At 70.7% G+C, this 26,479-nt stretch carries 28 protein-coding genes and 6 pseudogenes; 25 read left to right on the top strand and 9 right to left on the bottom strand.

Translation table 11 applies throughout. The annotated features are described in order from the left end of the window. A pseudogene (locus ABTY56_RS36630) lies at positions 1–201 on the bottom strand (NADP-dependent oxidoreductase); the annotation flags it as partial. 70 nt (positions 202–271) lie between these two features. On the opposite strand from ABTY56_RS36630, the gene ABTY56_RS36635 reads away from it, so the two are divergent. The 3 genes and pseudogenes from ABTY56_RS36635 (at position 272) to ABTY56_RS36645 (ending at position 2,460) form a co-directional block, all read left to right on the top strand. Then, positions 272–847, top strand: a complete 576-nt coding sequence (locus tag ABTY56_RS36635; RefSeq protein ID WP_350633973.1) for a TetR/AcrR family transcriptional regulator — start codon at positions 272–274, stop codon at positions 845–847. A gap of 103 nt (positions 848–950) precedes the next feature. After that, positions 951–1,429 (top strand): annotated as a pseudogene (locus ABTY56_RS36640) (LuxR C-terminal-related transcriptional regulator); the annotation flags it as partial. Between the two features lie 317 nt (positions 1,430–1,746). Next, positions 1,747–2,460, top strand: a complete 714-nt coding sequence (locus tag ABTY56_RS36645; RefSeq protein WP_350633975.1) for a hypothetical protein — start codon at positions 1,747–1,749, stop codon at positions 2,458–2,460. Between the two features lie 105 nt (positions 2,461–2,565). On the opposite strand, the gene ABTY56_RS36650 is transcribed toward ABTY56_RS36645, so the two are convergent. Then, the gene (locus ABTY56_RS36650; RefSeq protein WP_350633977.1) at positions 2,566–3,294 is read right to left on the bottom strand and encodes a TetR/AcrR family transcriptional regulator; all 729 of its coding nucleotides are present in this window, start codon (positions 3,292–3,294) and stop codon (positions 2,566–2,568) included. An 89-nt stretch (positions 3,295–3,383) separates the two neighbouring features. On the opposite strand from ABTY56_RS36650, the gene ABTY56_RS36655 reads away from it, so the two are divergent. The 4 genes from ABTY56_RS36655 (at position 3,384) to ABTY56_RS36670 (ending at position 8,089) form a co-directional block, all read left to right on the top strand. Then, entirely contained in the window at positions 3,384–4,247 is an 864-nt protein-coding gene (locus ABTY56_RS36655) for an SDR family oxidoreductase (RefSeq protein WP_350633979.1), read from the top strand. A 309-nt stretch (positions 4,248–4,556) separates the two neighbouring features. Beyond that, positions 4,557–5,714 (top strand): carboxylate-amine ligase, encoded by a 1,158-nt coding sequence (locus tag ABTY56_RS36660; protein WP_350633981.1) that lies wholly within the window; start codon positions 4,557–4,559, stop codon positions 5,712–5,714. Between the two features lie 455 nt (positions 5,715–6,169). After that, positions 6,170–7,507 (top strand): Tim44 domain-containing protein, encoded by a 1,338-nt coding sequence (locus tag ABTY56_RS36665; protein WP_350633983.1) that lies wholly within the window; start codon positions 6,170–6,172, stop codon positions 7,505–7,507. Between the two features lie 261 nt (positions 7,508–7,768). Then, complete coding sequence (locus ABTY56_RS36670; RefSeq protein ID WP_350633985.1) at positions 7,769–8,089, top strand: DUF6192 family protein; 321 nt, start codon at positions 7,769–7,771, stop codon at positions 8,087–8,089. On the opposite strand, the gene ABTY56_RS36675 is transcribed toward ABTY56_RS36670, so the two are convergent. Continuing rightward, a complete protein-coding gene (locus ABTY56_RS36675; RefSeq protein WP_350633987.1) occupies positions 7,972–8,511 on the bottom strand; it encodes a YrhB domain-containing protein in 540 nt (179 codons plus the stop codon). The two genes, ABTY56_RS36670 and ABTY56_RS36675, sit on opposite strands and share 118 nt — an antisense overlap. Before the next feature lie 303 nt (positions 8,512–8,814). Between ABTY56_RS36675 and ABTY56_RS36680 the strand changes: the two genes are divergently transcribed. The 3 genes and pseudogenes from ABTY56_RS36680 to ABTY56_RS38945 form a co-directional block, all read left to right on the top strand. Beyond that, complete coding sequence (locus ABTY56_RS36680; RefSeq protein WP_350633989.1) at positions 8,815–9,243, top strand: hypothetical protein; 429 nt, start codon at positions 8,815–8,817, stop codon at positions 9,241–9,243. Positions 9,244–9,890: 647 nt separating this feature from the next. Further along, positions 9,891–11,012, top strand: coding sequence for a methyltransferase domain-containing protein (locus ABTY56_RS36685; protein WP_350633991.1), 1,122 nt, complete (start codon positions 9,891–9,893; stop codon positions 11,010–11,012). Further along, positions 11,013–11,137, top strand: a pseudogene (locus tag ABTY56_RS38945) (IS481 family transposase); the annotation flags it as partial. A gap of 233 nt (positions 11,138–11,370) precedes the next feature. On the opposite strand, the gene ABTY56_RS36690 reads toward ABTY56_RS38945, so the two are convergent. Next, entirely contained in the window at positions 11,371–11,727 is a 357-nt protein-coding gene (locus ABTY56_RS36690; protein ID WP_350633993.1) for a beta/gamma crystallin domain-containing protein, read from the bottom strand. A gap of 344 nt (positions 11,728–12,071) precedes the next feature. On the opposite strand from ABTY56_RS36690, the gene ABTY56_RS36695 reads away from it, so the two are divergent. The 6 genes from ABTY56_RS36695 (at position 12,072) to ABTY56_RS36720 (ending at position 16,060) form a co-directional block, all read left to right on the top strand. Further along, positions 12,072–12,269 (top strand): hypothetical protein, encoded by a 198-nt coding sequence (locus ABTY56_RS36695; RefSeq protein WP_350633995.1) that lies wholly within the window; start codon positions 12,072–12,074, stop codon positions 12,267–12,269. A 153-nt stretch (positions 12,270–12,422) separates the two neighbouring features. Continuing rightward, on the top strand, positions 12,423–12,605 hold the full coding sequence (locus ABTY56_RS36700) for a hypothetical protein (RefSeq protein WP_350633997.1): 183 nt from the start codon (positions 12,423–12,425) through the stop codon (positions 12,603–12,605). 375 nt (positions 12,606–12,980) lie between these two features. Continuing rightward, a complete protein-coding gene (locus tag ABTY56_RS36705; RefSeq protein ID WP_350633999.1) occupies positions 12,981–13,628 on the top strand; it encodes a 2OG-Fe(II) oxygenase in 648 nt (215 codons plus the stop codon). Continuing rightward, on the top strand, positions 13,625–14,386 hold the full coding sequence (locus tag ABTY56_RS36710) for a hypothetical protein (RefSeq protein ID WP_350634001.1): 762 nt from the start codon (positions 13,625–13,627) through the stop codon (positions 14,384–14,386). Before ABTY56_RS36705 ends, ABTY56_RS36710 begins: the two co-directional genes overlap by 4 nt. Next, complete coding sequence (locus ABTY56_RS36715) at positions 14,383–15,174, top strand: hypothetical protein (protein ID WP_350634003.1); 792 nt, start codon at positions 14,383–14,385, stop codon at positions 15,172–15,174. Before ABTY56_RS36710 ends, ABTY56_RS36715 begins: the two co-directional genes overlap by 4 nt. Before the next feature lie 19 nt (positions 15,175–15,193). Further along, positions 15,194–16,060 (top strand): glycosyltransferase family 2 protein, encoded by an 867-nt coding sequence (locus ABTY56_RS36720; RefSeq protein WP_350634005.1) that lies wholly within the window; start codon positions 15,194–15,196, stop codon positions 16,058–16,060. A 343-nt stretch (positions 16,061–16,403) separates the two neighbouring features. On the opposite strand, the gene ABTY56_RS36725 is transcribed toward ABTY56_RS36720, so the two are convergent. Next, positions 16,404–16,985, bottom strand: coding sequence for a TetR/AcrR family transcriptional regulator (locus tag ABTY56_RS36725; RefSeq protein ID WP_350634007.1), 582 nt, complete (start codon positions 16,983–16,985; stop codon positions 16,404–16,406). A 385-nt stretch (positions 16,986–17,370) separates the two neighbouring features. Between ABTY56_RS36725 and ABTY56_RS36730 the strand changes: the two genes are divergently transcribed. Beyond that, positions 17,371–17,508, top strand: a complete 138-nt coding sequence (locus ABTY56_RS36730) for an RICIN domain-containing protein (RefSeq protein WP_350634009.1) — start codon at positions 17,371–17,373, stop codon at positions 17,506–17,508. On the opposite strand, the gene ABTY56_RS36735 is transcribed toward ABTY56_RS36730, so the two are convergent. Then, positions 17,484–17,831: a hypothetical protein gene (locus tag ABTY56_RS36735; RefSeq protein ID WP_350634027.1), complete on the bottom strand. Its 348-nt coding sequence runs from the start codon at positions 17,829–17,831 to the stop codon at positions 17,484–17,486. The genes ABTY56_RS36730 and ABTY56_RS36735 overlap by 25 nt on opposite strands. On the opposite strand from ABTY56_RS36735, the gene ABTY56_RS36740 reads away from it, so the two are divergent. Beyond that, positions 17,761–18,063 carry an HAD hydrolase-like protein gene (locus tag ABTY56_RS36740; protein WP_350634025.1) on the top strand — a complete coding sequence of 101 codons (303 nt, stop codon included), beginning with the start codon at positions 17,761–17,763 and terminating at the stop codon, positions 18,061–18,063. The genes ABTY56_RS36735 and ABTY56_RS36740 overlap by 71 nt on opposite strands. A gap of 126 nt (positions 18,064–18,189) precedes the next feature. Next, on the top strand, positions 18,190–18,564 hold the full coding sequence (locus ABTY56_RS36745; RefSeq protein ID WP_350634011.1) for a hypothetical protein: 375 nt from the start codon (positions 18,190–18,192) through the stop codon (positions 18,562–18,564). Positions 18,565–18,612: 48 nt separating this feature from the next. Here ABTY56_RS36745 and ABTY56_RS36750 read toward each other — a convergent pair whose 3' ends face one another. Next, positions 18,613–19,617: an IS3 family transposase gene (locus ABTY56_RS36750; protein ID WP_350634013.1), complete on the bottom strand. Its 1,005-nt coding sequence runs from the start codon at positions 19,615–19,617 to the stop codon at positions 18,613–18,615. Positions 19,618–19,637: 20 nt separating this feature from the next. Next, complete coding sequence (locus ABTY56_RS36755; RefSeq protein WP_350634015.1) at positions 19,638–20,021, bottom strand: hypothetical protein; 384 nt, start codon at positions 20,019–20,021, stop codon at positions 19,638–19,640. A 373-nt stretch (positions 20,022–20,394) separates the two neighbouring features. Between ABTY56_RS36755 and ABTY56_RS36760 the strand changes: the two are divergent. The 5 genes and pseudogenes from ABTY56_RS36760 to ABTY56_RS36780 all read left to right on the top strand — a co-directional run. After that, positions 20,395–20,653: pseudogene (locus ABTY56_RS36760) on the top strand (integrase core domain-containing protein); the annotation flags it as partial. 82 nt (positions 20,654–20,735) lie between these two features. Beyond that, a complete protein-coding gene (locus tag ABTY56_RS36765; RefSeq protein WP_350634017.1) occupies positions 20,736–21,245 on the top strand; it encodes a hypothetical protein in 510 nt (169 codons plus the stop codon). 419 nt (positions 21,246–21,664) lie between these two features. Next, the gene (locus ABTY56_RS36770; protein ID WP_350634019.1) at positions 21,665–22,492 is read left to right on the top strand and encodes an FAD binding domain-containing protein; all 828 of its coding nucleotides are present in this window, start codon (positions 21,665–21,667) and stop codon (positions 22,490–22,492) included. Further along, positions 22,489–25,218: a molybdopterin-dependent oxidoreductase gene (locus ABTY56_RS36775; RefSeq protein ID WP_350634021.1), complete on the top strand. Its 2,730-nt coding sequence runs from the start codon at positions 22,489–22,491 to the stop codon at positions 25,216–25,218. Before ABTY56_RS36770 ends, ABTY56_RS36775 begins: the two co-directional genes overlap by 4 nt. Next, a complete protein-coding gene (locus tag ABTY56_RS36780) occupies positions 25,215–26,192 on the top strand; it encodes an antibiotic biosynthesis monooxygenase (RefSeq protein ID WP_350634023.1) in 978 nt (325 codons plus the stop codon). The genes ABTY56_RS36775 and ABTY56_RS36780 overlap by 4 nt, the downstream gene beginning before the upstream one ends. A 71-nt stretch (positions 26,193–26,263) precedes the next feature. Here ABTY56_RS36780 and ABTY56_RS36785 read toward each other — a convergent pair. Next, positions 26,264–26,386 (bottom strand): annotated as a pseudogene (locus tag ABTY56_RS36785) (TetR/AcrR family transcriptional regulator); the annotation flags it as partial. Between ABTY56_RS36785 and ABTY56_RS36790 the strand changes: the two are divergent. Further along, positions 26,381–26,479, top strand: a pseudogene (locus tag ABTY56_RS36790) (NADP-dependent oxidoreductase); the annotation flags it as partial. The pseudogenes ABTY56_RS36785 and ABTY56_RS36790 overlap by 6 nt on opposite strands.

Consider the following 26,479-nt stretch of genomic DNA (forward strand, 5'->3'; position numbering starts at 1 on the left):
GGCGTCCAGTCCGACGCCGGCGGGCAGCGTGACCGGATGGGCTCCCAGGACCTGGCCCTCCCGGATCCTCCAGTCGACGGGGTTCACACCCGCCGCCCGTACGGCGATGCGTATCCGGCCGGGGCCCGCGTGGGGCTCCTCGGCTTCCACCAGTTGCAGGACCTCGGGACCGCCGAACTCGGCGAAGCTCACTTTCCTCATGCCGCCGACCGTAACCCTAACGGTTAGTGTTTCGCAATGGTTAGGGTTTTGTACCTGGTAGTGTCAGGGCATGACCGAGCCGCCCGGACGCCGGGAACGCAAGAAGGCCGCGACCCGTCAGAAGATCGCCGACACCGCGCTTCGGCTCTTCCTGGAGCGCGGGTACGAGGCCGTGGGCATCCGTGACGTGGCGGCCGAGGCCGACGTGGCCGTCACCACGGTCTTCGCCCACTTCGCCTCGAAAGAGGCCCTGGTGTTCGAGCGCGACCAGGACTTCGAGCAGCGCCTCACGCGGGCGGTCACCGACCGGCAACCGCACGAGCCGCTCATCCCGGCACTGCACCGTGAGGTCCAGGCCCTGGTGCGGCACTGCACGGCGGAGGGCAGCGCCCCCGTCCGGCGCATGATCGACGGATCACCCGCCCTGCGCGAGTACGAGGAGTCGATGAGCCTGCGTCACGCGCAGGCCCTGGCCGCGGCCCTGGCCGCCGATCCCCACCTGTCCCGGAGCGCGACGGCCTGCCGGGCGACCGCGCGGTTCGCCATCGACGCCTACGCACTGGCCTGCCACGCGGACGATCCCGGCGCCACGGTGGACGAAGTCTTCCGGATGATCGAGGCGGCCTGGGAAGCCACCACGCCCTGAGGGGTGGCCCGGCCACCAAGCGGGCCGGACCCAACATGATCGTTCTCATCGGCCTGGCGGTGGGCGTCGACTACACGCTCTTCTACCTCAAGCGTGAGCGCGAGTGGCGCTGATCGATCTGCGCATGCCCGTCCTCGACGGGGCGAGTGCCACCGCCGAGATCGTCGCCGGCCGGTCGCGGACCCAGGTGCTGATCCTGACCACGTATGACACCGATGCAGAGATCGAGCGTGTGGTCGAGGCCGGCGCGATCGGGTACTTGCTCAAGGACACCACGCGCGACCAGCTGGTCGATGCCATCCGCTCCGCGTCCCGGGGCGAGACGGTCCTGGCGCCGCGGGTCGCGGAACGGCTCGTCGCCCGGATGCGGCGGCCCGCCCGGTGGCTCTGACCACGCGTGAGGTCGATGTGCTGAGCGCCGTCGCCGACGGTCTGTCCAACGTGGAGATCGGCCGGCGGCTGGTCATCGCGGAAGCCACGGTGAAGACCCATCTCCTACGGATCTTCGCCAAGCTCGATGTCAGCGACCGCACACACGCGGTAGTCGTGGCCCTCGAACGCGGGCTGCTGGTCAGACGCTAGCGCGCCGAAGGAGGATGCTCACCGCCCCTCACAGCCCGCCGTGCCAGCGGCCCTGCCGGCCGGCAGGGCCCCCACCCGTCAATTCCCCTCGTCGAGCAGGAAGTCGGCCTGACCCGTCGCCACAGTCAACGGACCGAGCGGCTGCGCTCGACGGTGGCCTCAGTCGGTCTCGCCCCGGCGGCCCGCGCCGGTGCCCGCCTGAGCTCCGCGCTCGGGGTCCCAGCCAACCGGAGCACCGTCCTGCGCCTGATCGACGCCCTTACCGAAAGTGGGTCGCCCGACCGGGTGCGGTCGGGGCATGATCCACACTTGTGACGATGTCGAACCACTCCCTGGTCCGGGCGGCCGCCCGCAACAACGCCGAATGGTGTGCGGTGATGAGCCGATCGCACGGCTCGGCGGGCGCCTTCGAGGAAGAGGCGTGGGCCGCCGCGAGCCGCACACCCCTCTACTACCCCGACGCGGTGACGCTGCTGCCCGGGGCGGACGCGGCCGAGCTGGTCGCCCGGATCGACACCGCGGCCCCCGGGGCGTCGGTCAAGGACAGCTTCGCCGACCTCGATCTGACCGGGGCCGGCTTCCGGGTGCTGTTCGACGCGCAGTGGGTGCACCGCCCGGCGGGCGCGCCCGCCACCGCGTCGGACCTCGCCTGGGACTTGGTCGACAGCGCCGACGCCCTGCGTGCCTGGGCGCTCGCCTGGGACGACGGAGCCGGCGACGCGCACCTCTTCCGGCCCGAACTGCTCGACGACCCGGCCACCTTCGTGATCGCCGGACGGTCTGGCGACGGCCGGGTGGTGGCCGGTGCGGTGGCGAGTCGCAGCGACCGGGTGGTGGGGATCTCCAATGTCTTCGCCCTGGACGGGGGCGTCGACGCGGCCTGGCCGGTCGTGCTGGAGGCGGTCCACCGGTTGTTCCCCGTCCTGCCCCTGGTCGGCTACGAGGGCGACGACGATCTGGTGGCCGCCGTGCGGCACGGCTTCGAGGCGGTCGGCCCGCTGCGGGTCTGGACCGATCCGGGCCGTGCCTGACCGCCGGGCCCCGGCCCCGCCCGACCCCTGTCCCTCGATGCGGACCCGCCGTCGCGCGGTCTCTCCTCGGGAGGTCTGACCAGCACGAGGGCTCCTGACGCGAGATCAGGCACGCGGAGCGCCCCTGTCCGCTGCCAGCCGGGTGAGCCACTCGCGCAGCAGGTGCTGCTCGGCGTCGCTCAGGACGTCGGCATCGTCGGGGAGGGCTGCGCGCAGCGCGCGGGCTGCGGCGGCGGGGCCGGCCTCCGCGGCGGGGACCGTCGGTTCGGCGCGGGTGATGGCGGCGACCATGGCCTCGCGGAGGGTGGTCAGCAGCGCCGGATTGCGGCGTTCTGCGGGGGTGGAGTGCCAGGTGGTGACCGCGCCTCGACCGGTGGCCTGGATGATCTGGGCGGCCAGCTCCTCGTCGACCCGCAGCCACCCTCCGGCCGCCAGTCGGCGCACCCGGCCGTGGAGGATTTCCAGGCCCGCGCGGTGTGCCATGTCCGCCCCCCGGCTGGTGGCCCTGTTCATCACCGCGAACAGCTCGGGGCGGGAGATCCCGAACTCCACCACCACGTCCCAGCCGCGGCGCAGGTCCTGCACCGCGTCCTGCGGATCGGGGTCGAGCTGCGCGCGCTTGCTCTCCAGGAACTGTGCGTAGCCGTGCTCGGCGACCGCCTCGAGGAGCCCCTCCTTGTCGCCGAAGAGGCGGTAGATCGCCGGTGGCTGCATTCCGGCGGCGGCGGCGACTGCGCGGGTGCTGACCGCGTCCGGTCCGCCGTTCTCCAGCAGCTCGACGGCCGCCTCGACGATGCGGCGGCGGGGGCTGTCGGTGGTGTCGCGGGTAACCATGAATCGATGGTACCGAAGACTTGGTTCCATCGATATTCCAGTGTTACCGTCAAGGCGATTCCACTGGAAACAAGCGTGGGGAGAACCCAATGATCATCGTGACCGGAGCCACCGGAAAGCTCGGCCGCCGCACCGTCGAACGCCTCCTGGAGCGCGTCCCCGCCGAGCGTGTCGGCGTCAGCGTCCGCGACCCCCGCAAGGCCCAGGACCTCGCCGACCGCGGCGTTCGTGTCCGGCAGGGCAGCTTCGACGACCCCGCCTCGCTCGTGCATGCCTTCGAGGGGGCGGAACAGGTGCTCCTCGTCTCCCTCGACCGCATCGGCGAGGAGTGCGTCACCGGCCACCGCACAGCCATCGACGCCGCGGTGAAGGCCGGCGTCGGCCGCATCCTCTACACCAGCCAGACGGGCGCCGCCCACGACTCCCGCTTCCAGGCATGCCGCGACCACGCCCGGACGGAGGACCTGCTGCGCGCCACCGGCCTGCCCTGGACCGCGCTGCGCAACGGCTTCTACGCGGCCAGCGCGTTGCTGTTCCTGGAGTCCGCCCGCCACAGCGGCGACATCGCGCTTCCCGCCGACGGCCCCGTGGCCTGGACCGGCCACGACGACCTCGCCGAGGCCACCGCGGCGATCCTCACCGCGGAGGAGGGCCGCTTCGAGGGGCCCACCCCGCCGCTCACCGGCGCGGCGGCGCTCGACTTCGGCACCGTCGCCGAGATCGCGTCCCGGGCCACCGGACGGCCCTTCACCCGCACCGTCGTCCCCGACGACGCCTTCCGCGAGCAGGCGCTGGCGCACGGCGCCCCCGCCCCGATCGCCGACCTGATGGTGAGCATCTTCGCAGCGGCGCGCAACGGCGAGTTCACCGCCGTCGACCCGACGCTGGCCGAACTGATCGGGCGAGAGCCCGCCACCTTCGGCGCCCTGCTGGAGCGTGCCTGGGCCGCATAGATCCTCTGGGGCGCGCAGACCGCCGGGCGCCCGGGCCCAGCCCTCCGCGTATGGCATGTTCACGGTCGAAAGATTGCAGGTCAAAGCCCTGTTCGCCAGGGACGTGCAGGTCTGGCATTCCGGTCACGGCAGCCCCGCCACTCCCGTCTGACGGGCTGCTGCAGAGCAGCCGCGACCCTGACCCGACGCGGTCTGCCTCCCCACCGGCCGGGGCCCACGGAACGCCCCCTCGTCCCTCGAAGCCCCGGCCGGGCGGCGGGGCTGTTGCCTGTGCCGGTTGGCCGTCAGATGGGCGGGTAACCCGCAGTTATGGGCACTGGCACCGACACGACAGGCGGTGACGGCCGGCTCACCCTGGATGCGGGCGGCCGTCCGACCGTCGGCGTCGAGGAGGAGTACCTGCTGCTCGACCCGGACAGCGGTCTGCCGCTGCCGCACGTCGACGCGGTGCAGGAGGCGGCCGGGCTGCACCCCGCCGTGCACCCCAGCGAGCTGCAGAACGAGCTGCTCCAGGCGCAGGTGGAGGTGGCCACCCCGGTCTGCCGGGACCTCGCCGAGGTCGGCGGCCATCTGCTGCGCCTGCGGCACGCGCTCGCGGCCGCCGCCGAGGCGGCCGACTGCCGGCTCGCCGCGTGCGGCACCGCCCCGTACGCCCCCTCCACGCCCCCGGCGATCGTCGATGCCCCGCGTTACCGCTCCATCAGGCGGAACATGTCGCGGCTGGCCGACGAGGCGCTTATCAACGGCATGCACGTGCACGTGGCCGTGCCCGACCCGCAGACGGGTGTCGAGGTGCTGAACCGCCTCCGGCCCTGGCTGCCGGTACTGACCGCGCTGTCGGCCAACTCGCCACTGTGGTACGGCTCCGACACCGGCTACGCGAGTTGGCGCACGGTGGTCTTCAGCCGCTGGCCGATCAGCGGGATCCCGCCGTACTTCACGGACGCGGAGGACTACGAGCGCCGCATCGACCACCTGCTGGAAGCCCGGCTGATCCGCGACCGGGGACAGCTGTACTGGCAGGCCCGACTCTCGGCGAAGTTCCCGACCGTCGAGCTGCGCGCGATGGACGTCCAGCTGCGCGCCGACGAGGCGGTGATGCTGGCCGGGCTGGTGCGCGCGCTGGTCGTCACGGCGATGCGGGAAGCGGCCGCCGGACGTCCCGAGCCGGAGCGGACGCCGGAGAGCCTGGACGGCGCGGGGTGGCACGCCGCCCGGTACGGAATGGACGGCACCCTGCACGATCCGGCGACGGGACTGTCCCGGCCGGCCGGCGAGCTCATCGGCTCCATGCTGGCCGCGCTCGGTCCGGTCATGGACGAACTGGGTGACACCCGTGCGGTGGTCCCGCTGGTCGACCGCCTCCTGGACGAAGGAAACGGCGCCGAACGCCAGCGTCGGCACCTGGCGGAACACGGGCGCTCCGGACTGATCGCGATGATCGCGGCGGAGAGCGCGGCGGCCTGAGCGGGGTAGCCGGAGCGTGAGGGCCGGAGATCCGGCAGGCTGCGCTCGTCCATGTCCCCCGTGCCGCGAGGGGAGCCGGCGGCACCAGGGACACACAGATCCGTGACCGCTCCGCCGGACCGTTGCGCCCGGCCCGCCCGCGGCCGACCCCTCCGGCGCCGGCACGGCGTAGCCAGGCCGGGCAGGCCGACTGGCAGCCGTGGTGGTTGCTGCGCGCTGCGCGCTGCGCGCTGCCCGCTGCCCGCTGCCCGCTGCGCGCGGGCTCGGCCCGGTCGCCGCCGGCCGGCGTCGTGGGCGGGCGCGGGTGCCCGGACGCCGTGCGGGACCGGGATCCCTGCCCTGGCGGGCCCGCCGTTGCCCTCTGCCGGGCGGCCTGTGGGTCTCGATGTTTCCGGTACACCCCCGGCTTGTACGCTTGTTCGCCTGGAAGGTCTGTGGTTTTGGAGGGAAGGCCCGTGCGCATCCGCCGGTGGATATGTGTGGTCGCGGGAGCCGTCGCGCTGAGCAGCCCGACGGTCGCCTATGCCCGTGGTGGGGGCGGCGGCCACGGCTTCGGTGGCGGCGGTGGCGGTGGCAGCCACGGCGGTGGCGGCGGCTTCCACGGGTCCGGTGGTGGCTCCGGAGTCGGCTTCGGGACCGGTTTCGGAGCCGGCAGCGGTGGGCTCGTCGCCGTCCTGGTGATCGTGGCCGTGGTCCTGCTGATCCTGTGGCTCAGGTCCCGGCGCCGCAAGGCGGTGTTGGCCGGCGGCCTGAACACGGTCTCGGACCGTACGGCGCACCGTGCGGACGCGCAGGCGCGCGAGCGCTCCGCCCGGGTCTCGGCCCGGGTCGATGCCATCGCCGACACCGATGCGACCTTCGACCGCGCGGCGCTCGAGCACCGCGCGGTGTGGCTGTACGGGACGGCCCAGCAGGCGTGGACCGGACACGATCACGCGACGCTGCAGCGGATCCTGTCCCCGGTCCTGTACGGCAAGTGGGCCGAGGAACTGCGCGACTACGAGTCGCGTGGCGAGGTCAACGTCGTGGAGATCGTCGACGGTCCGGTGGTCGAGCTGGTCGACGTCGCCAACCGGGCGGGTGAGGTGAACGACACCGTCACCTTCCGGATCACCGCGACGCTCCGCGACTACGTACGCCGTGGCGACGGTCGGCAGGCCGTGCGCAAGGACGGCTCGACGCGCCCGGTCGAGTACTGGACGCTCCGCAAGAGTGCGGCCGGCGAGTGGATCGTGTCCTCGATCGAACAGGCCGCCGAGGGAGCGCACCACCTGAGCAGCGTCATCGAGACCGACGGCTGGGACCAGAAGGAGGTCGCCCGGGACGCGGTGCTCGAGGTCGCGCAGAAGAGCACGGTCACCGGGGCGAGCGACATCCTCTCCCTCACCAACATCTCGTGGAGCACGGACGCCGACAATGCCGCCGGCGATCTGAGCGTCCTCGACGGCCGGTTCGACAGAGCGGTTCTGGAGGTCGCCGTCGAGCGGTTCCTCGAGGAGTGGGTCATGAACGACGGCAGCCTCGACTTCACCCCCGTCCGCACGGCCCGTCGGACCGTCCTGCGCGAGGCCACCGTCACGGCGGTCACGGTGCGTTCGCTGGTCTCACGCGACCCGGTCGTCTTCCGTGTGGCGGTCGACGCGCAGGGCGTCTACTACGAAGTCGACCGCCGCACCGAACAGGTACTGCGCGGTGACGCGCACAAGCGCAGGCCGATCGCTTTCACCTTCGACCTGCGGCTGGACGACACCTCGGCCAAGGCATGGACCGTGATCGACGCCGACACGCAGTAGCCGCCCCCCATCGCCGCCACGGGCCCTCACCCATCACCCTGTCCCCCGCCACGCGGCCCACCACCCGCCTGTCCGCCGCAGCACCCTGCGCACCGCCGCAGCCGGGCGCCGGTTGTCCGTGACCGCGCCGGAGGGCGTCGACGTGCCGTGGTCGGGCTTCCTGGAGCCGCTGGTCGGACTCGCCTGGCGGGTTGCCCGTCCGAGATCAGCGCGTATCTGCGGCGGGTGGCCTGACCGGCCCGTTCGGCGGTTGCGTGCCATGTGGTCCGGCCCAGCCTGGAGGCCCGGCGTCCAGGATCCCGGCGTACACCGCGCGGATCGCCTTCTGGAGTCCGGGTGGTGGAGGAACTGACCCGGGTCGAGAAGGTGGCCATCGAGGTGACCACCGGGCTGCTGCGGTGCCCGGACGTGGCGTTCAAGGCGACGGGCGACGATTGTCCGGACGACCGGCCGGCCGTGTGGGGTCAGCTTTCGGGGTTCCGTCCGGGGCGGATCGTCTCCACGGAGAGGACGGGGTCAAGCGGCGGAACAAGGGTCTTGGTTGCGGCAGCGACGAGGCGTTGGGGTGCGGGGCCGGCTTGAAGGGCCGTCACGTACTCGATGACCTCGGTATGCGTCAGGCTCGGGACGCGTTGCCGTAGCAGGTGCATGGCTCTGATCCGGCCTTGGTCAGTCGTTGCCCGGCGGAGTTCGTCGTGCAGATCGTCGACGGCCGTGCGGGTGGGCTCCTTGCGGATGCGCCGGCGGTAGTCGGCCTCCCAGTCGCCGGTGGAGTGGGAGACCGGGCCGATCTGGTGGAGGCCTCCGTCGATTCGGTCGACCAGGTAGGGGCCGTTGCCGGCCAGAAGCTGTCCCGGGTCACGGGTCCGGAGGTACTCCTCGGTCTGGTAGTAGACGATCCAGACCAACTCGTGCTCCTCCACTCCGGACACCACCAACCATCCCGAGTACCTGCGGTCCAGGTCGTCCTGAGCCGTACACCTGGCGTACTCGCGGTCGATCATGCCCGGCAGCATCCCGCAAGGTTCTTTGTATGACCAGTGGTTTTCGTGTCCGGGCTGCTGTGGCCCGGGACGGTGGTCCGGTCGATCGGAGCGTCTGCTTCCGGCCGGAGGCTGCCGTGCCCGCGCCGGGCACGACGGGTCGCCCGCTCCCCCCACCCCTACTGGCCAGTAGACATGCCGTCACCGAACGGCTGCAGAAGGTAACCTGGCGCCCCGACGAAACACCGCCGGACCGTCCCCCAGTGCCCAAGTCGAGCGGACCGCAATGTACTTCGTCACCCACGACCCGGGGAGCTGTCACACGTGACCGGCCACCAACCCAACACGGGCGAGAGCTTCGACGCTCCCGCGCCGGAGAGCGCGTACGCCGCCGCCCTGGGACCGGCTGCCGAGAACAGCGCGGTGACCCGGCTGCAGACCGCGCTCAGGCAGGACGGCGAGTACCCGCGCGCGTCCCTGGAACGGGAGTTCCGGCTGCGCCGGGCCGCGCTCGCCGACCGCCTGGCGCTGCGCAGCGGTGACGAGCGCGACGTCGCCGAAGCCGCTCGCACCGCGTTCGAGCTGCTCGCTTTCGACCTGGCCGACGGCCGGTTCGTCCTGGGCCCGGCAGGGCCCGGCGTGCCCGTTTGGGAAACGTCCGCGCGGCCGTATGTCCGCCAGGAGTACGAGCGGTGGGCGGAGCTGACCGACGGCGGACGAGACGCCTCCGTGACGAAACCGGGCAGCCGCTGAGCCCTGGCTCCCCTGGAGTGCGGGTCACGGTCTCGGAGCAAGGCCGGCCGACTCCCGCTGTGGCCGCCGGCAGTGGGTGTACGGAAGACCGGCCCGGCCGCGGTCCTGCGCGAGCGTGCTCAGTCGCAGCCCGGCCCTCCGGAGCGCGTGGCGCTGACCGCGGGCTTGTGCGCTCGGTCCCCGCGGTGAAGTGCACCAGCCCGAGTGGACCACGGAGATGCTCGACCAGTACTTCGCCCCGACTCGACCGGAGTCCTGACCAACGGGTCTCGGGGCGGTTCGTCCTGAAGGAGGTAGCTCCGCCGCCGAGGGCACGCCTACGTCCGGCACAGCAGCTGAGGGCCGACCCCCGTCCAGCACGGCCGCCAGACCGGAGCACGTTCACGTCGGCGCGCGCCCTGGTGCTCCCGCACGCCGTCTACCATGCGGCACGCGTCTGCACGAGGATTGGCGTCCGTTGCACACGACCGAAGGGGGAGCCCGATGGGTGAGCACGAGAAGCCGGCGCCGGACCCCGGGGAGGGAACGCCCCCGCCCGACAACGCGGACGGGCAGGTCCCGCCCCTGCCGCCGTCCGACGGAAAGCACCGCAAGTAGTGCCCGCTGACGGGGACTTGGCCGGGAGCCGTAGGCGCCTGGACGCGGACATGGAGCGGCACGGAGCATGGCCGGGCGGCTCGCCGTGGCTACGGGAGGCCTTCGCCGCGCTGCCCCGGGACCTCTTCGCGCCGGACCGGCTCTGGCGGTGGGACGGCCGCGCCTACGTACCCCTCGACCGCGCGGTGCACCCGGACCTGTGGGCGGATGAGCTCTACTGCGGGATCCACACGGCGGCCGTCACCCAGCTCGACGGCGGCCGGCCGTCCTCGTCGCTGTCCGCGCCCGCCGTCGTGGCGGACATGCTGGACAGCCTTCGGCTGGAACCGGGACACCGGGTGTGGGACATCGGGACCGGTCAGGGCTGGAGCGCGGCGCTGGCCTCCTGGCGAGCCGGGCCCGGTCGGGTCGTGAGCACCGAAGTGGACGGAGACCTGGCCGCGTTCGCGCGCGCCCGGCTCGCGGCCGCAGGTCTGGACACCGTCGTCACCGTGACCGACGGCACCGCCGACGGGCCGCCCGACGGCAGCCGGGTCGACCGGATCCACGCCACCTACGCCGTCGATGCCGTGCCGTGGTCCTGGGTGGAGGCGGTACGGCCCGGCGGGCGGATCGTCTTCCCCTGGGGGAGGCTCGGGCATGTCGCCCTCACCGTCGCCGAAGACGGGCGCAGTGCCCGGGGATGGGTGCAGGGCCTGGCCCAGTTCATGGGCGACCGCCGCGCTCCGGCCCAGGCCGGCACCGGCGGCGCCGCGTACGCCGCGGTGCGCGGAGACGCCGAGCCGCAGGCTCGACAAGCAGTCGACCACGATCTGGACCCGCTGCTGGAGGACTGGGACCTGCGCTTCGCCCTGCGGGTGGCCGTCCCGGACGCGGTACTGCTCACCGGCCGGGACGCCGACGGCGTCAACGCCTGGATCCACGACGGCGACCGGTCGTGGGCGACGTTCGTCGCACGGGGCCCGGGTAAGCCGTCGTTGCTCCTGCAGGGCGGGCCGCGCCGGATCGGCGACGAGGTACTGGCCGCCTGGACGCAGTGGGAGGACCTCGGTCGGCCGGACCGGTACGACTATGGCGTCACCGTCACTCCCGACTCCCAGTGGGCGTGGCAAGGTGACCCGGACGACGGTCCGCGGTGGCCGATTGAAGGTCTGCACCGGGCTACGTGCTGAACGCGTACCGGCCGGCCTGAGCCCACAGTTGTCGCCCACGTCCGCGTGCTCCGCCACTGGGGCCGGCCCGCATCGCCTACCTGCTGCGGCTCAACCCGGCGACCGTGCACCGAGTCCTGACCCGCCGTAGGTGCTGGGCGGCCTGGAGATCCGGACACCTCTCCGGAGGCGGCCGGCACCAGGTGTGGCAGGCCGCGGCACCACAGGCCGGTGCCGGCCATGCCCGGGGGCGTGGCCGGCACCGGTGAACCGGGCCGGAGCGAATTCACGTCACAGAATAATTCGACGGCGACCCAAGTGATGGGATTGTGGTGATGCGGCCGGCAGAATTCCGTGCGGGGCCCACTCCGTCGGTTCTTCAGAGGATCCGGATGGAGTTGACCTTCGGAGGGTGGTTCGGGAACGAGATATCGGTCCAGCGGTTGATCCTCACCGAGTCACCGTTGTCGTCGGAGTAGACCAGGTCGTTGTTCCCCGTGGAGATCCGGTCGACCCACCACCCGCCGAAGCCGATCGACCCGCCGTTCGCGTAGCAGTCGACGCTGTCACGGCCGTCGAGGTGCGACCAGATCTTCAGGAAGTCATTGCGGCTCCCGTCACACGGGATGTGGTCGATGGCGAAGGCATTGCCGGACGGCACGGCCACAGTGAGCGTGGCCGCCGCGGCGAAGGCCACGGCCATCGAGCCCACGACCTTCTTCGCGTTCGAGAACATGAATCCTCCCCAGTCGGTTGAAATTACGAATCGGATTCCACTGCGCAGCGAGTTTCTGTTGCGTCGTGCCCGATCAGTATTCAGACCGTTTTCATGAGGGTCAACCGAACACGCCTCGACCCAACGTGTTCCAGGTCATTTTCATCCGGAATTTCTGCAAGGCCTGGGGTGCGTTGTTCTGGTGTGCTCCGAGAGGCTCCGGGACGGGGTGGCTGGCACGTCGACCGAAGGCCACCTGTCGGCCGCTCTGACATGGGGGGACGGCGGGACCGCCGAACGCGCCAGACCGGTGCTCGGGGGCACGTGGCCGGAAGAGGGGCTACCCGGAGGCCGGCGTCACCCCTATGGAGGACTGCCTGAGCCAGGCGATCTCGGCGGCGCAGAGCGATCGCTTCGTCGATCCGGCTCTGCCGTTCCCGGATGGCGGCGAGCAGGTCGAAGGCGTTGGACGGTTCGAGGCGGAGCCTGTCGCAGGCGTGGCCGCTGCCCGCCAGGCCGGTGACGGCGCACTCGCCGCCCACCTCCTCGGCTCGTGGGCGTAACTGGGACTCCAATCGTGGCCGCCTGCCCTGCACCCTGCAGTTCATGGGCGCCGCCGAGCAGCAGGCCGCTGCCGCCGGCTCGCTGCGCGCCCGATCCCTGACCTCGCCCGCTCCGCCTGGATCCACGCCCTCGCCGGCGCCCGGCGCGGCGCCATGGGCGCGATTGCCACCACCCTTGACCAGGTCGACCAGGTCGACCAGGCCGACGCCGAACTGCCGGCCGATGCCGACCCACAGCTGTGGCTGTACTGGGTGACCCGCGCCGAACACGACGTCATGGCCGCCCGCGTCCACACCACCAGCTCGGGACACCGCTGCCGAACGATCGTTCGATGACGGGCAGTCCGAGCGTCCGATGAACCCGTGCGATCCGGGATTCGCGACTACCGGCCCCGGCCTCGCTCGCGAGGCCCCTGCCCGGGCAGCAGGGTCAGCCGGCCGGAAGCACCATCGTCAACGCCGTGTGGGACCTGAACCCTGACAGATGATGGTGGCGGTGGAGCCTGCCACAGGAGGCACGGTGAGCGGTCACGTCAGCTGAATCCTGTTCGTCCCGGAGCCCTCACGGGGCGCCGGGGTGCTGCGTGAGCCGCTGACGGAGACACGGCACACTCCCGAGCGATCACCTTCCGCGAGAGTGTCGTCACCATCGGTTAACTTGTCGGCGGGTTCCCCGTTGCCGTCGCACGACCAACCGAGAGCGGGAGAAGGATGCGGACCGGAACTCCCAGCCGTGAGGAGCGTAACGAGGCGCAGCCGAGAATCTGGCGCAACGCGCTGTCACCGCAGGACTGCCGCGCCGCCGTCGAGGCCATGGCCCGCTCCGCCGCCATCACCGGCCCGGTGCTGCGCCGCAGTAACGACGTCGTCGACCTGGGCATGCGCAGCTGCTCGGAGCACCTGCTGGCGCCCGAGCGGGCGAAGCCCGTTGTCACGGCGATGCGGGAGGTCGCACGGAAGGCGATCGAGGACGAGGGATGGCGACGGGCCGCACTGGACGGGCCGAAGTTCTGCAGCTACGCCGAGCGCGGACTCTTCCGCGCCCACCGGGACAGTTCCGACGACCCGCTGGATCCGGCCGTCGTCCGCCATCGACGGCTGTCGATCGTCTGCCTGCTGAACGACGCGACACCGCACGACGGCCTTCCGTCCTTCGACGGGGGAGCGCTGGTCCTCTACCTTCCGCGGCCCGACGGCACCCTGGCGCCCGAGAACATCCGGCTGGAAGCCGGCTCCATCGTCACCTTCCGCTCCGATCTGCTGCACGAGGTGCGCCCGGTGCGTGCCGGTGTGCGGTACTCGGCGGTGGCGTGGCTCTACGACGTGGACGACAACGGCACCAGCGAGGAGAAGCGATGAACAACCTTCACGACGAGCTGAACGACCGTCTGGAACTGCGGATCACCACCGATCTCCTCGGCGAGTACCGGCCGGAGCTGGCCCAGTTCCTCAGACAGCTCGGCCTCGGGCACCTGCTCGACGAGGTCCTGGTCCCGCTCGCGGCGAGAGCCCGCACCAGGACCGCCGTGGCCTTCGAAGAGCGTCCGTGGCCGCCGTCCGGCATCGGTGCGAGGACCCTGCGCGGCATGGCGGTGGCGGTGGTCAGCGACAACGGGCAGTCGCTGCTCACCCCGGCGTTCCTCTCCGTGCGGGACGCCACCAACGTGGGGCTGGCGGCGGCGATGACGAAGTTCCTCTTCGAGGACCTGGCGAGTGCGGGCGTGGACTGGGTGTCCCTGTTCGTCAACGAGCAGTCGGCGGTCGTCTCCGGCGAGCTCGCCGACGTCGGCTTCGTGCCCCGGCAGGCCCGGATCCTGACGGACGGGACCGAGTTCACGGCGTACTCGGCGAGCCCGCCCGCGGTGCTGAAGGAACTCGGCCTGGACGCCGCCCGTCTCGGCGACGCGTTGGCCCTCAACCTCGACCGGGTCCGGATCTCCCGGCTCACGGGGTTCCACCTCGCACTCGCGGCGGGGATCGCGCCGCACTGGGCCGGCGACACGCGGTGGGCCGAGGTGTTCCCCGGGTTCGACGAACTCCTGATGACGTTGCCGCCCGGCGGCATCACGGGCACTCCGGGGCCCGCGATCGACATCGGAGACGAGCCCGTCGAGTGACCCCGGTCATCGACGTCTTCATCCGGTCCTACCACCGGGACCGGCAGTGGCTGGCCCTGGCGCTGCGGTCCATCGCCCGGTTCGCGTCGGGCCACCGCCAGGTCGTCGTGGTCGTGCCGCGGTCGAGCCTCGAACGCATGGAGCCGTCGGCGATCGAGTCGACGGGCGTCCGTCTGGCCACGTGCCGCGACTACGCCGACGACTACCTCGGCCAGCAGATCACCAAGCTCAACGCCGACCGCTACACGGACGCGGACATGATCCTGCACCTGGACTCGGACCAGGTGTTCACGGCGCCGTGCGAGCTGACGGCTCGCCTGTTCGACCGCGGCCGGCCCCGGATGGCCTTCGACTCAGGCGGGGCCCGGCCGGAGTCGGACGGCTGGCGACGGTGCCCGACCGCCTTCTTCGGCGAACCGGTGCGCCCGGACGTGACCGAGCCGCCGCCCCTGATCGTCCCCCGGCACGTGTATGCCGGGCTCCGTGCCCACTGCCGGGACGCGCACGGCCAGTCGATCGGCGACTACGCGCACGCCGCCGGGTTCGGCAGGTTCTGCGAGTTCGCGCTGCTGCGCGGCTTCGCCCTGACCCGGGAGCCGGAGCGGTACACCTGGGTGGACACCGCCCGGCACGGCCGTCTGCTGCCGGAGTGCCGAAGCTTCTGGAGCCGGGCCCGGACGCCCGCCTCGGTGGCCGGCAGCCTGCCGCCGGAGCTCACTTCCACCAGTCCGCAACCCGCCGGTCCGCAACCCGCCGGTCCGCAACCCGCCGTTCCGCCGGAGCGGTGACGCCGGCATGCGCTCCTCGGTGCCCGTTTCCGTCGTCGTCTCCGCCTACCAGGAGGGTGACCGGGTCGCCGAGACCATCCGGTCGGTGGCGAGCGCGTGCGTGCGGCCGCGGCAGCTCGTCCTCGTCGACGACGGCAGCACGGACGGCGGCTGCGAGCGGGACTGGCCGCCGTGGGTGCGGACCCTGCGCGGGGACCATGTCGGCGTGGCCGCGGCCCGCAACCACGGCGCGCGGGCCGCGGACCAACCGGTCCTCGTCTTCCTCGACGCCCACTGCGTGGTGGACGACCGCTGGCTGACACCGCTCGTGGCCGCGCTCGACCGCAGGCCGGACGCGCTGGTCGGACCCGCGGTGCGGGACGCCTCAGACAGCCGGTTCGTGGGCTGCGGGGCCGAAGTCGTGGACGCCCTGCTGACCTACCGCTGGCGCCCCGTGGCCGGGCCCGGACCCGTCGAGGTCGGTCTCCTCCCGGGCGGCTGCCTGGCGGTCGTCCGTGACCGCTTCCTCACGGAGGGAGGCTTCGCGGCCTTCAGCGGATTCGGGCTCGAGGACGTGGAGCTGGCACTGCGGTGGTGGCGCGCGGGGCGTCCCTCGCTCGGCATCCCCGGGGCCGTCGTCACCCACCGCTTCCGGACCCTTCCGCCGTACCGGCCGGAGCAGCAGCCATGGCTCCAGAACATCCTGCGGACCGGGCTCCTGCACCTGCCCGGCCCGCAACTGCGCGCCTCCGTCCTGGCCTGCGCACGCTTCTCCACCTTCCCCGGCGCGATCGCCACCGTCCTCGCCGAGCCGTGGGTGGCGGCGCAGCAGCGGCTCCTCACCACCGAGCTGCGGCCGATCGCCGACTACCTCGACCAGTGGGCACCCCGGGCCTTCGGCCCCTGAGGCCGGATCCCCCTCACCGCCTCGCCGCATGTCGCACCCTGCTCGTCTACGTCCTGCAGGAAAGCGTCGACCCGGCCACCGCGCCGGTTCCGGCCTCCTGCTGACGGAAGGCCAACCCGATGGCGGGTCCTGGTGTCCCACTCGTCGGCCACGGATCGCCAGGCAATGGCCGGCGGCACCAGGTGGTCTACACCGACGGGTCTCGACCAAGTTCTCGGATCCTGATCAGACGGCGAGGTGTGTCGGTACTGCTCAGGGGCGCAAACGCAGATCCGCGGCAGGTGGTCGGGCCGAGGCGCGCCGCTGTTGATGCAGGATTCGCTGCGCCCGCCTGTTCCCGTGGTCAGCGCTGTCTGAGGCCGTTGAGGAGGTAGTCGATGCGGGCGGCGGTGTCGTCCGGGTCGAGTGGGCCGGTTCCGAGCAGGAGGCGGTAGTAGACGGGGCCGAAGAGGAGTTCGACCATGGTTCGGGTGGGGACGTCGGTGCGCAGTTCGCCGGCTGTGACGGCCTGGTCGAGGCGGTCCTGCCAGGCCTTGTTGCGGGGTTCGAGGAAGCCGGTGAGGAGGTCTTCGGCGAGTCGGGGGTCGCTCTGGGCGTCGGCGACCAGGCCGCGCCAGATTGTTCCGAGGTCGGTGCCGAGGGCCTGGATGACTCCTTGTGCGGCGGTGGTGATGTCGGCGGTGATGTCGCCGGTGTCCGGGACGCCGGAGAAGGGTCCGGTGCGGTCGTTGAGGGCTTCGAGGATGACGGCGGCCTTGCTGGGCCACCAGCGGTAGATGGTCGGTTTCCCGACTCCGGCGGTTTGGGCGATGCCCTCGATGGTGACCTTGGCGTAGCCGTCGCGGACGGCGAGTTCGAGGGCGGCGTCGAGGATGGCGCGGTGGGAGCGCTGGTTGCGGAGGTCCGGATTCGGAGCTGGGGGCATGTTCCGGAGTATCCCACGAGACGTCACGTAACGTCTTGACGTGATCGTCTCGTCCGGGCAGCATGTTCTCGCGAGGCGAGACGAGACGGTACGTCACGAGACGGTGCGGGCTGCCGTACGGGGGAGGGTCGTTTCCGTCACGGGGGATCGCCTCGGCAGCTCGCCGGCTCACGGTGACGTGAGACGGGCCCAGGATTCCGCCAGGGGGCGCAGATGTCGTCTCTCCGAGGATCGATGCGATCCCTGGCGGAACCCTGTGAGCTGGCCGTGACGGCGAATGGGGACATCTTGCGAACGCGCCTGATCAGAGCAGCCGGGAGTCTGGCGGTGGCAGTCGGGGTGCTGTTCACCATGGGATCGACTCCCGCTTCGGCGACCGGCGAAGGTGATCTGGAACCTCCACAGCGGTTTGTGCCTGGAGATCGGCAGCTGGCGGACTGACAACGGTGCACCAGCCAACCAGTGTGACTGCAACGATGGTGACAACCAGCTCTGGCGCTACTTCAACGACGATGGCCAGTAAGAACGGAACGATCGTCGGATTTCCCGACCGATCGTGAACGCGGCTTCCCTGTGTCGGCCCTGGCGCAGGAGTTCCTGGTGCAGTTGCCTGCGGCAGGTGTCGGCGTCCGGCTGCCTGCCTTCGATACTCCAGGCCAGCGGGTAGGACATGCTCTCGATGCGGTCGGCCAGGGACCGCGTGCGCGCGCGGGCGATGGGGTAGGCCGGATTCAGCGGTGGGTGCGGGTGCCGCTCGTCCAGGTATTCGGCGATGATGCGGGGAACGGTAAGGGTCAGGTCGCCGTCCTGGAGGGCCGGTACGACACTTCCGGTGCAGCCGAGCACCCTTCGCGAGTACCGAAGTGCCTGTCAGTGCCGGAAGCCGGCTCCGGGAATGCTCCATCAAGCTGCCCACGATCTCGGAATCGATCTCACCCGATCCTGGATGATCGGAGACTCACCAAGCGATGTCGCCGCCGGTCGGCGAGCCGGAACACGTACCGTCCTCGTCCGCCGTCAGGCGCTCAACTGTCCACTCCCGGATCGCCAGTCCTCGACTACTTACGACTTGCGCTGACAGCTGATCTGACAGCCAGGGCGTGTTCAGAAGTGACCACAGTGAACTCGTTGATGGCCGGTCCGATGTGTGAACGCTGTCTCGTGGCGGTCGCGGGCGGGTTCAGGATTGGGCGACAATCGTCGGGTGACTGAAGCCAGCGTGGTGCACATCTTCCTCTCGCGCGGCCGGTTCTCCTCGTTCGAGGACATCCGCGACTACGTCGATGAGGGATGGTCGGAGAACGGGGATGCGGAGCCATCCGTTTTTATGGGAGAGGCCGGGATCGCCAAGCTCGAACCGATGTGCGTCGAAGTCATCCACGCCCAAGACGACGGCCACCGAGCTCCGGTCGTCCCGGAGGTACTCCTTCGAGAGGCCTCGTACGCTGATCAGTGGCTGCCACAAGTAAAGTCAACCGAGCCGGCCGACGCTGCGATCTGCGTCTTCGCCCCCAACGTGGTCACCAACCCGCACGGTACCTCTCTGCACTACCTCGGCCGGTTCACCTATCGCGCCTGAGCGTCTCTCACTGCGGAAGATTTCAAGTCCAGTGAGACGGTCGTTACGTTATGAGGTTTGTGGTGCGGGTTCCCTGCGCTTGGCCGGGTCGTTGATCCAGGCCGTCTGCGGTATCTCGGGCGGTCGGGGACGGCGGCCGAAGCGCTCGGGATGGCGGGCGTATGCCTCGGCGAGGGTGACGGCCCGCTGCTCGCGTACCTCCTCGGCGGTGCCGAAGTGCACGCTGGCAGGCGTGTGAAAGCCGATGCCCGAATGCCGGTGCTCGTGGTTGTAGTACGAGATGAAGGCGTCGAACCATTCTCGCGCGTGGGCCAAGGAGCCGAACCGTTGCGGGAAGTCGGCCATGTACTTGGTGGTCTTGAACTGGGCCTCGCTGTAGGGGTTGTCGTTGGAGACCTTGGGGCGCGAGTGGCTTCGGGCGACGCCGAGGTCGATCAGCAGCTGGGAGACCTTCTTGGAGGTCATCGAGGTGCCGCGGTCGGCGTGCACGGTCTCTGGCACGATGCCGTTGCGCTCGATGGCCTCGCGGATCAGCTCCTCGGCCCGTTCGGCCGATTCGGCCAGTTCGACGATGTGGCCGACGATGTAGCGGCTGAAGATGTCGATGATGACGTAGGCGTGGTACCAGATGCCCTTCCCGGGGCCGGCCGCCTTGGTGATGTCCCAGGTGAACACCTGCGAGGGCGCGGTGGCGACCAGCTCGGGCACCGTCCTGGCCGGATGGGCGGCCTGGCGGCGTCGCTCGCCGCACTGCCCACGCTCGCGCAGGATCCGGTACATCGTGGAGACCGAGCAGTGGTAGCGTCCGGCGTCCAGCTCGCGGGCCCAGATCTGCGCGGGAGGCAGCTCGGCGTACTCGGCGCTGTTCATCAACTCCAGGACCGCTGCCCGCTCTTCGGGTTTCAGAGCTGACGGCTGCGGCCGTGGTCTTCTGGGCTCGCGAGCGGACGACGGTTGCAGCCTGCGGTAGTGGGTGGCTCTGGAGCGGCCGGTCAGCCGGCACGCGGCCGTGACGCCCAGCTCCTGCTCGACGCCGGTGAACGCCTCGTCCATGACGGGGTCGGCGGCGTGCGTCAGTCCGCGCTCTCGGAGATCATTTCCAAGAGCGCCGACGCTTTTCCCAGGACCTCCAGCGCGGCCTTGTTCCGGGCGAGTTCCTTCTCCAGCCGTTCCACCTGGCGACGCAGCTTCTCGTTCTCGACCTCGGCGGCGGACTTCTTCGGGCGGACCGGGGTCGTGCGGTGATCGACCAGCTTCTCCAGGGCCCCGGCATCGCGCGCGGCCCGCCACTCGGTGACGTGCGAGTGGTACAGGCGCTCGCGGCGCAGGACCGCACCCTTCTCGCCCTCGGGCGCCGCGTCGTACTCGGCCACGATCCGCAGCTTGTACTCGGGGCTGAACGTGCGGCGCTTCGGCTTGGGGGCCAGGTCAGACGCGGACGGATTGGTGCTGGTCATCAGGGGTGGAACTCCTACTCGGGCCCTCTCAGGCTAACCCGACAAAGCGGGATGTCTCACTCAAGGCTGACAGAGAGGGCTGAGGGTGTCACAGCCACTCATCGATGGCCGCGACCAAAACGGTATCGCCTCGAAGTGCCGGCGCACGTGGACGGACGGGCGGGTGCGGTCACTCACGATCTTCCGCCAGTTCTGCGTGGCGAAGGAGATGCCCACCACCCCGATATCCCGGTCCTCGTCGTTCCGGCCCTGCCTCGGCAGGTAGTCCGGCGAGGTGCGGAACCGCAGCAGGTGCCCGAGGGCGTTCAGGACCCGGCTGTCCTTGCTGGTCCGTCACCAGGTCCAGGTTCTCCAGCAGGTTCACGCATCTCTGTGGCGCGACACCCTGCGGGCGTCGGGCATCGCGCACAAACGCACCCGCCCCTACCGCCCGCAGACCAACGGCAAGGTCGAGCGCTTCAACCGCACCCTGCTCGACGAGTGGGCCTACCAGTGGCCCTACACGAGCAACCAGGAACGAGCCGAAGCGCTCCCCGACTTCCTCCACGCCTGCAACTACCATCGCTGCCACACCGCACTCGGAGGCCAACCCCCCGATCAGCCGCGTGAACAACCCTGCGGGTCAATACACCTGGACGACATCCGACTCCGGCCAGTCCTTCACCGTGCCGGAGCGGTACGTTGAGGGCTGCCAACTGTGGGGAGAACCTCGACATGACCATTGATCAGGCTGCCCTCGGCCGCGCGGTGAAGGCGGTTGTCGCCGCCGCGCACGCCGATGACCCGGCCGCGCTGTACCGGGCGGTGATGCCGCCGGCAGGCACCGATACACCTCCGGCCGAGGCCACGGCCTGGTTCGGGACGCTCCTCATCCACCTGGCACTCACGGCGGCGGCCGCTTCGGAGCTCGAACCGGGCTGCCCCCGGGAGGCCGTCTCGGAGTGGATCGGGGAGGTGCTGGGCCCGCTGCCCACCCCGGCGCTGCTGCGCGCCGCTGATCCCGGCCGCATCGACCACGTCGAAGCGGTGAGCGCCGCAGCGGACCACTCCCGGTACCACGAGTACACCGTCGACCTGATCCGAGTGGGCCTCACCGACCCGGATCAGGCACCGGACGAGCGAGGCGTCGACGCCCACTGCGCGGTGACGAACGACAAGAAGGCGCGGATCACCGTGATGGCGATGCTCGGCCGCCTCGCCGCCGTCCCCGACGGGCGAGGTTGACGATGCAGCTCCGGTAGTACACGGGCATCCATCAACTCGGATGAGAAGTAACAGCAGGCGGCGCACGCCCGGGTGGGCGGGCCGGGTGAGGTGGACCAAGCCGTCGCCGAGAGCGGCGCGGTACGGGTCGCCCAGGCCGCGGTCGGAGGCACGCTCCAGCCGGTCGGGCGTTCGAGGGCCAGGCGCGGCACGTCGGCCGCCGCGCGCTCGGCTCGGGCGACCGGGACCACCGTACGGACCCGACGGCTCGACGTCACGCTGAGTCCTGACTTGGCGGGCCCGACTCGTCCGGCTATACGCTGGATGGGAATCCCCGCGCCCGCCGATGTTCCTCCTGCGGCGGCCCGACCGCCGCGGCCCGACGGTGATTCGGTGGGCGGTCCGTCGCACGGTGGTCCTCGCGAGGGAGAACGGTTCCCATGGACCTCAACACCATCACCGAAGTCGTCCGGCGCCCGCCCGACCGGCCCGGCCCGGTTTGGCATGATGGCGATGCCTGGCTCGCGGGCGGCACGTTCCTGTTCTCCGCCGAGCAGCCGAGCCTGCGCCGTCTGATCGACCTGACGGCCTTGGGGTGGGATCCGCTCGTGCCGAGTGCCACCGGCCTGGACATCGGTGCGACCTGCACCATCCGCGACCTGTACGCCTTCGAGCCGCCGCGTGACTGGACCGCCGGCACGCTCTTCGCCACGGCCTGCGAGGCGTTCCTGTCCTCGTTCAAGGTGTGGAACTCGGCGACCGTCGGCGGCAACATCTGCCTGTCGCTGCCGGCTGGCCCGATGATCACACTGACGGTCGCCCTCGAGGCCGGGTACGAGCTGTGGGCTCCCGACGGGTCGACCCGCGTCGTCGACGCCCTCGACTTCGTGACCGGCAACAACCGCAACATCCTCGCCCCCGGCGAACTGCTGCGCCGCATCACGATTCCGGCGGGCGCCCTGCGCAAACGCGCCGTGCACCGCCGCTTCACGCTGACCCACCTCGGCCGTTCGACGGTCTTCCTCATCGGCACCCAGACGCCCGGGACGAACGACCTGCTGCTCACCGTCACCGCCGGTACCACGCGGCCGGTGCGGATCGCCTTCGACACCATGCCCGACGCACCGACTCTTCAGCACAGCATCGATGTCATCCCTGCCGACGTCTGGTTCGCCGATCCGAACGGGACCCCCGACCACCGCCGCCACCTGACCAAGCACTTCACCGAAGAAATTCGTCACGAGCTCGTGGCTGGGGGCCCGGAATGACCTTCATCGTGAACGGCAGGAGCTTCGACGAAGAGCCGGAACCCGGCCAGTGCCTGCGCACCTTCCTCCGCTCGCTCGGTCACTTCGGCGTCAAGAAGGGCTGCGACGCGGGCGATTGCGGCGCGTGCACGGTGTGGCTGGACGGCGATCCGGTGCACAGCTGCATCACCCCCGCGTTCCGTGCGGACGGTCACGAGGTGACGACGATCGAGGGGCTCGGATCACCGGGTGACCTGCATCCGGTGCAGCGGCAGTTCCGTGACGCCCCGGGATTCCAGTGCGGTTTCTGCACGGCCGGGATGATCATGACGTCGGCGGCGCTCACCGAGGCTCAGAAGAACGACCTGCCGCGGGCGTTGAAGGGCAACCTCTGCCGCTGCACCGGCTACCGGGCGATCGAGGACGCCGTGCGGGGTGTCACCGCCGTGGAGACGGCGGCCCCGGGCAAGGCCGTGGGGACGAGCATCGGCGCGCCGGCCGCCGACGAGGTGGTGACCGGCCGCGCCGAGTTCACCATGGACACCCACGTCGAGGGCATGCTGCACCTCAAGGTGCTGCACTCGCCGCACGCGCACGCCCGGATCGTCTCGATCGACAAGACCGCCGCACTCGCGGTCCCCGGCGTGCGCCGGGTCTACACCTGGGAGGACGTGCCGCGCAAGCGCTTCACCACGGCGATCCACACCGACCACCTCGTCGATCCGGACGACACCTTCATCCTCGACGACACGGTGCGCTTCGTCGGCCAGCGCGTCGTAGCCGTCGTGGCCGACACCGTCGGGGCGGCGGAGGAGGGCTGCCGCAGGGTCGTCGTCGACTACGACGTCCTGCCGGCCGTATTCGACCCCGAGGAGGCGATGGCCGAGGGGGCGCCGCAACTGCACGGCACGGCCGACCCCTTCGTCCGGGATCCGGTCCGCAACATCCTGCTGGAGATCCATTCGCACATCGGTGACGTCGATGCCGGATTCGCCGACGCCGACGTGATCCACGAGGGCACCTACTCCTCCCCGCGTGTGCAGCACGCGCACCTGGAGACCCACGGCTCGATCGCCTGGATGGAGGACGGCCGCCTGAACGTGCGGACCAGTTCGCAGTCGCCCTCCATCGCCAAGGTCAAACTCGCCTACCTGTTCGCCCTGCGGCCGGACCAGCTGAGGGTGTTCTGCAAGCGGGTCGGCGGCGGCTTCGGCGGCAAACAGGAAGTGATCTCCGAGGACCTGGTCGCGCTCGCCACGCTGGACACCGGGCGGCCGGTCTGCTTCGAGTACACCCGCGAGGAGGAGTTCACCACGGCCTCGCCCCGGCATCCGATGACGCTGACGGTCAAGCTCGGCGCGAAGGCGGACGGGACGCTCACGGCCTTCCAGGTCCGCAACGTGTCGAACACCGGCGCCTACGGCAACCACGGCGGCGAAACCCTGTACGCGGGCGGCGCGGCCGTCATGATCTACCGCTGTCCCAACAAGAAGTACGACGCCTACGCCGTCTACACGAACACCGTTCCCAGCGGGGCACTGCGCGGATACGGGATGACCCAGCCGGCGTTCGCCGTGGAATCGGCGATGGACGAACTGGCCGGCGTCCTGCACCTCGACCCGCTCGAACTGCGGCGCCGCAACATCGTCCGGCCGGGCGATTCCCTCGTGGCACTGCACGACGGACCTGACGACGTGATGTTCACCGAGGACGGACTCGCCAAGTGCATCGACCTGGTGGACGCCGCGATGGCCCGAACCGCTCACGAGCCGTCACCGGGGCCCGACTGGCTCGTCGGGGAGGGCGTGGCGAGTTCCCTGCACGAGACCGCGCCCCCGACCGAGCACATCTCGGAGGCCTGGGTCACACTCGGGGACGACCTGGTGTACGAGCTGGCCGTCGGGACGGTCGAGTTCGGCGAGGGCACCTCGACCGCCCATGTCCAGATCGTGGCCAACCAGTTGGGCACGACGCCGGAGCGGATCCGCCTGGTGCAGTCCGACACCGACCGCACGGGATTCGACACCGGCGCCTTCGCGAGCGCGGGACTCTTCGTGTCGGGCAACGCCGTCCTCCGCGCGGCCGACGCGGTGCGGGACCGGATCCTGGAGTTCGCCGCCGCCCACACCGGCGTCCACGTCGTGATGTGCTCGATGAGCGACGACAGCGTCGTCTGCGGCGGGCAGAGCGTTTCGCTGGCGGACCTCGTCGCCCTGGCCCGCGGGCGCGGAATCCGCTTCACCGCCGCCCGCAAGGCCTACGGCTCGCCACGAAGCGTCACCTCCAACACGCAGGGATTCCGGATCGCCGTCCACCGGGTGACGGGCGAGATCCGCATCCTCTACAGCGTGCAGGCCACCGACGCCGGCCACGTCATCAACCCCGAACAGGTCCGGGGACAGGTGGACGGCGGCGTCGCCCAGGGCATCGGCTTCGCGCTGACCGAGAACCACCAGATCGACGCGAACGGTGCCATGGTGAACCCGAACCTGCGCAACTACCGCATCCCCACCTACGCCGACATCCCCCGAACCGAGGTGCTCCTGGTGCCGTCCTCCGACTCGGTCGGGCCGATGCACTCCAAGGGCATGGCGGAATGCTGCATCAACCCGGTGTCCGCCGCCCTGGCGAACGCGCTCCACGACGCCACGGGCGTCCGCTACCGCGCGCTGCCGCTGACCCCGGAACGGATCTACGGCCGGCTGAACGAAGCCAGGCCGGTGTCGACGGCGGCCGGACCGAAATGACCTCCGTGACGCCCCGGGACGGGCAAGCTGCGGCAACGGCCATCATCGGTCTGAAAGTCCGGCCGGGGCTGGAGCGCGCGTACGAGACGTGGCAGAAGGACGTCAACGCCGCCGCCGCCGACTACGCCGGCCACCTCGGTGTGGAGGTCTCCCCGCCGACGTCCCGGCAGCCCGAGTGGGTCGTCGTCTACCGGTTCGACTCGATAGCCCACCTGCAGGCCTGGATCAACAGCGAGACCAGGCAGAACCTGCTCGACGCCGGCAGCAGGTACTTCGACGGTCCGGGAACCCAGCAGGTCGTCAGAGGCGGCGCGCGGACACCGGATCCGCTCGTGACCGTCGTGGTCGCCCACCGCGTCCACCCCGACCACGTCGACGAGTTCCTCGACTGGCAGCAGCGCATGAGCCAGGAGGAACAGCGATTCGAGGGCTTCCGCGGCACCGAACTCTTCCGCCCGATCGAGGGGCTCCAGGACGAGTGGACCACGCTGTACCGGTTCGACAGCGCGGAGCACCTCGACGCCTGGCTGACGTCGGGCACGCGACGGAAGATCCTCGCCGAGGGCAGGAAATTCAGCGACTTCAAAATCCGGACGATCGACAACTCGTTCGGCAGCTGGTTCGCCTTCGAGGAGAACGGCAAACAGGCGCCACCGCCGTCGGAAACCAAAACCGCCGTCGCGGTGTGGGTCGGCCTCTACCCGACCGTCGTGCTGCTGACACTCGCCCTGTCGCCGGCGAACATGCCACTCTGGATCGGACTGCTGGTCGGCAACTTCCTGTCGAGCTTCATCATGAGCTTCCTGACGATGCCCTACTACGTGAACCCGCTGCTCAAGCGCTGGCTCCGGCCCGCACCGGGCGAACCGCGGGCCAAGACCAACAGCATCGGTCTCGGCATCGTCGCCGCGGTGACCGCGTTCTGGGTCGCAGCCTTCTACCTCATCACGACCCAGTTCTGGACACTGCCCTGAGCGGCGGCCAACTGCCCGGCCCGGGGATGGTGTCGGTGAGGTTTGAGCCGCAGCAGGCCGTCGCCCCCGGCTCAGGGCGTGGTGGCTTCCCAGGCCGCCTCGAACATCCGGAAGACCTCGTCCACCGTGGCGCCGGGATCGTCGGCGCGGCAGGCCAGTGCGTAGGCGTCGATGGCGAACCGCGCGGTCGCCCGGCGGGTGTGAACCCCGTCGACTGGAGGATCCGGGAGGGCCAGGTCCTGGGAGCCCATCCGGTCACGCTGCCCGCCGGCGTCGGACTGGACGCC

Origin of the sequence: Kitasatospora sp. NPDC097691 (assembly GCF_040302665.1) — a bacterium.
Taxonomy (GTDB): domain Bacteria; phylum Actinomycetota; class Actinomycetes; order Streptomycetales; family Streptomycetaceae; genus Kitasatospora.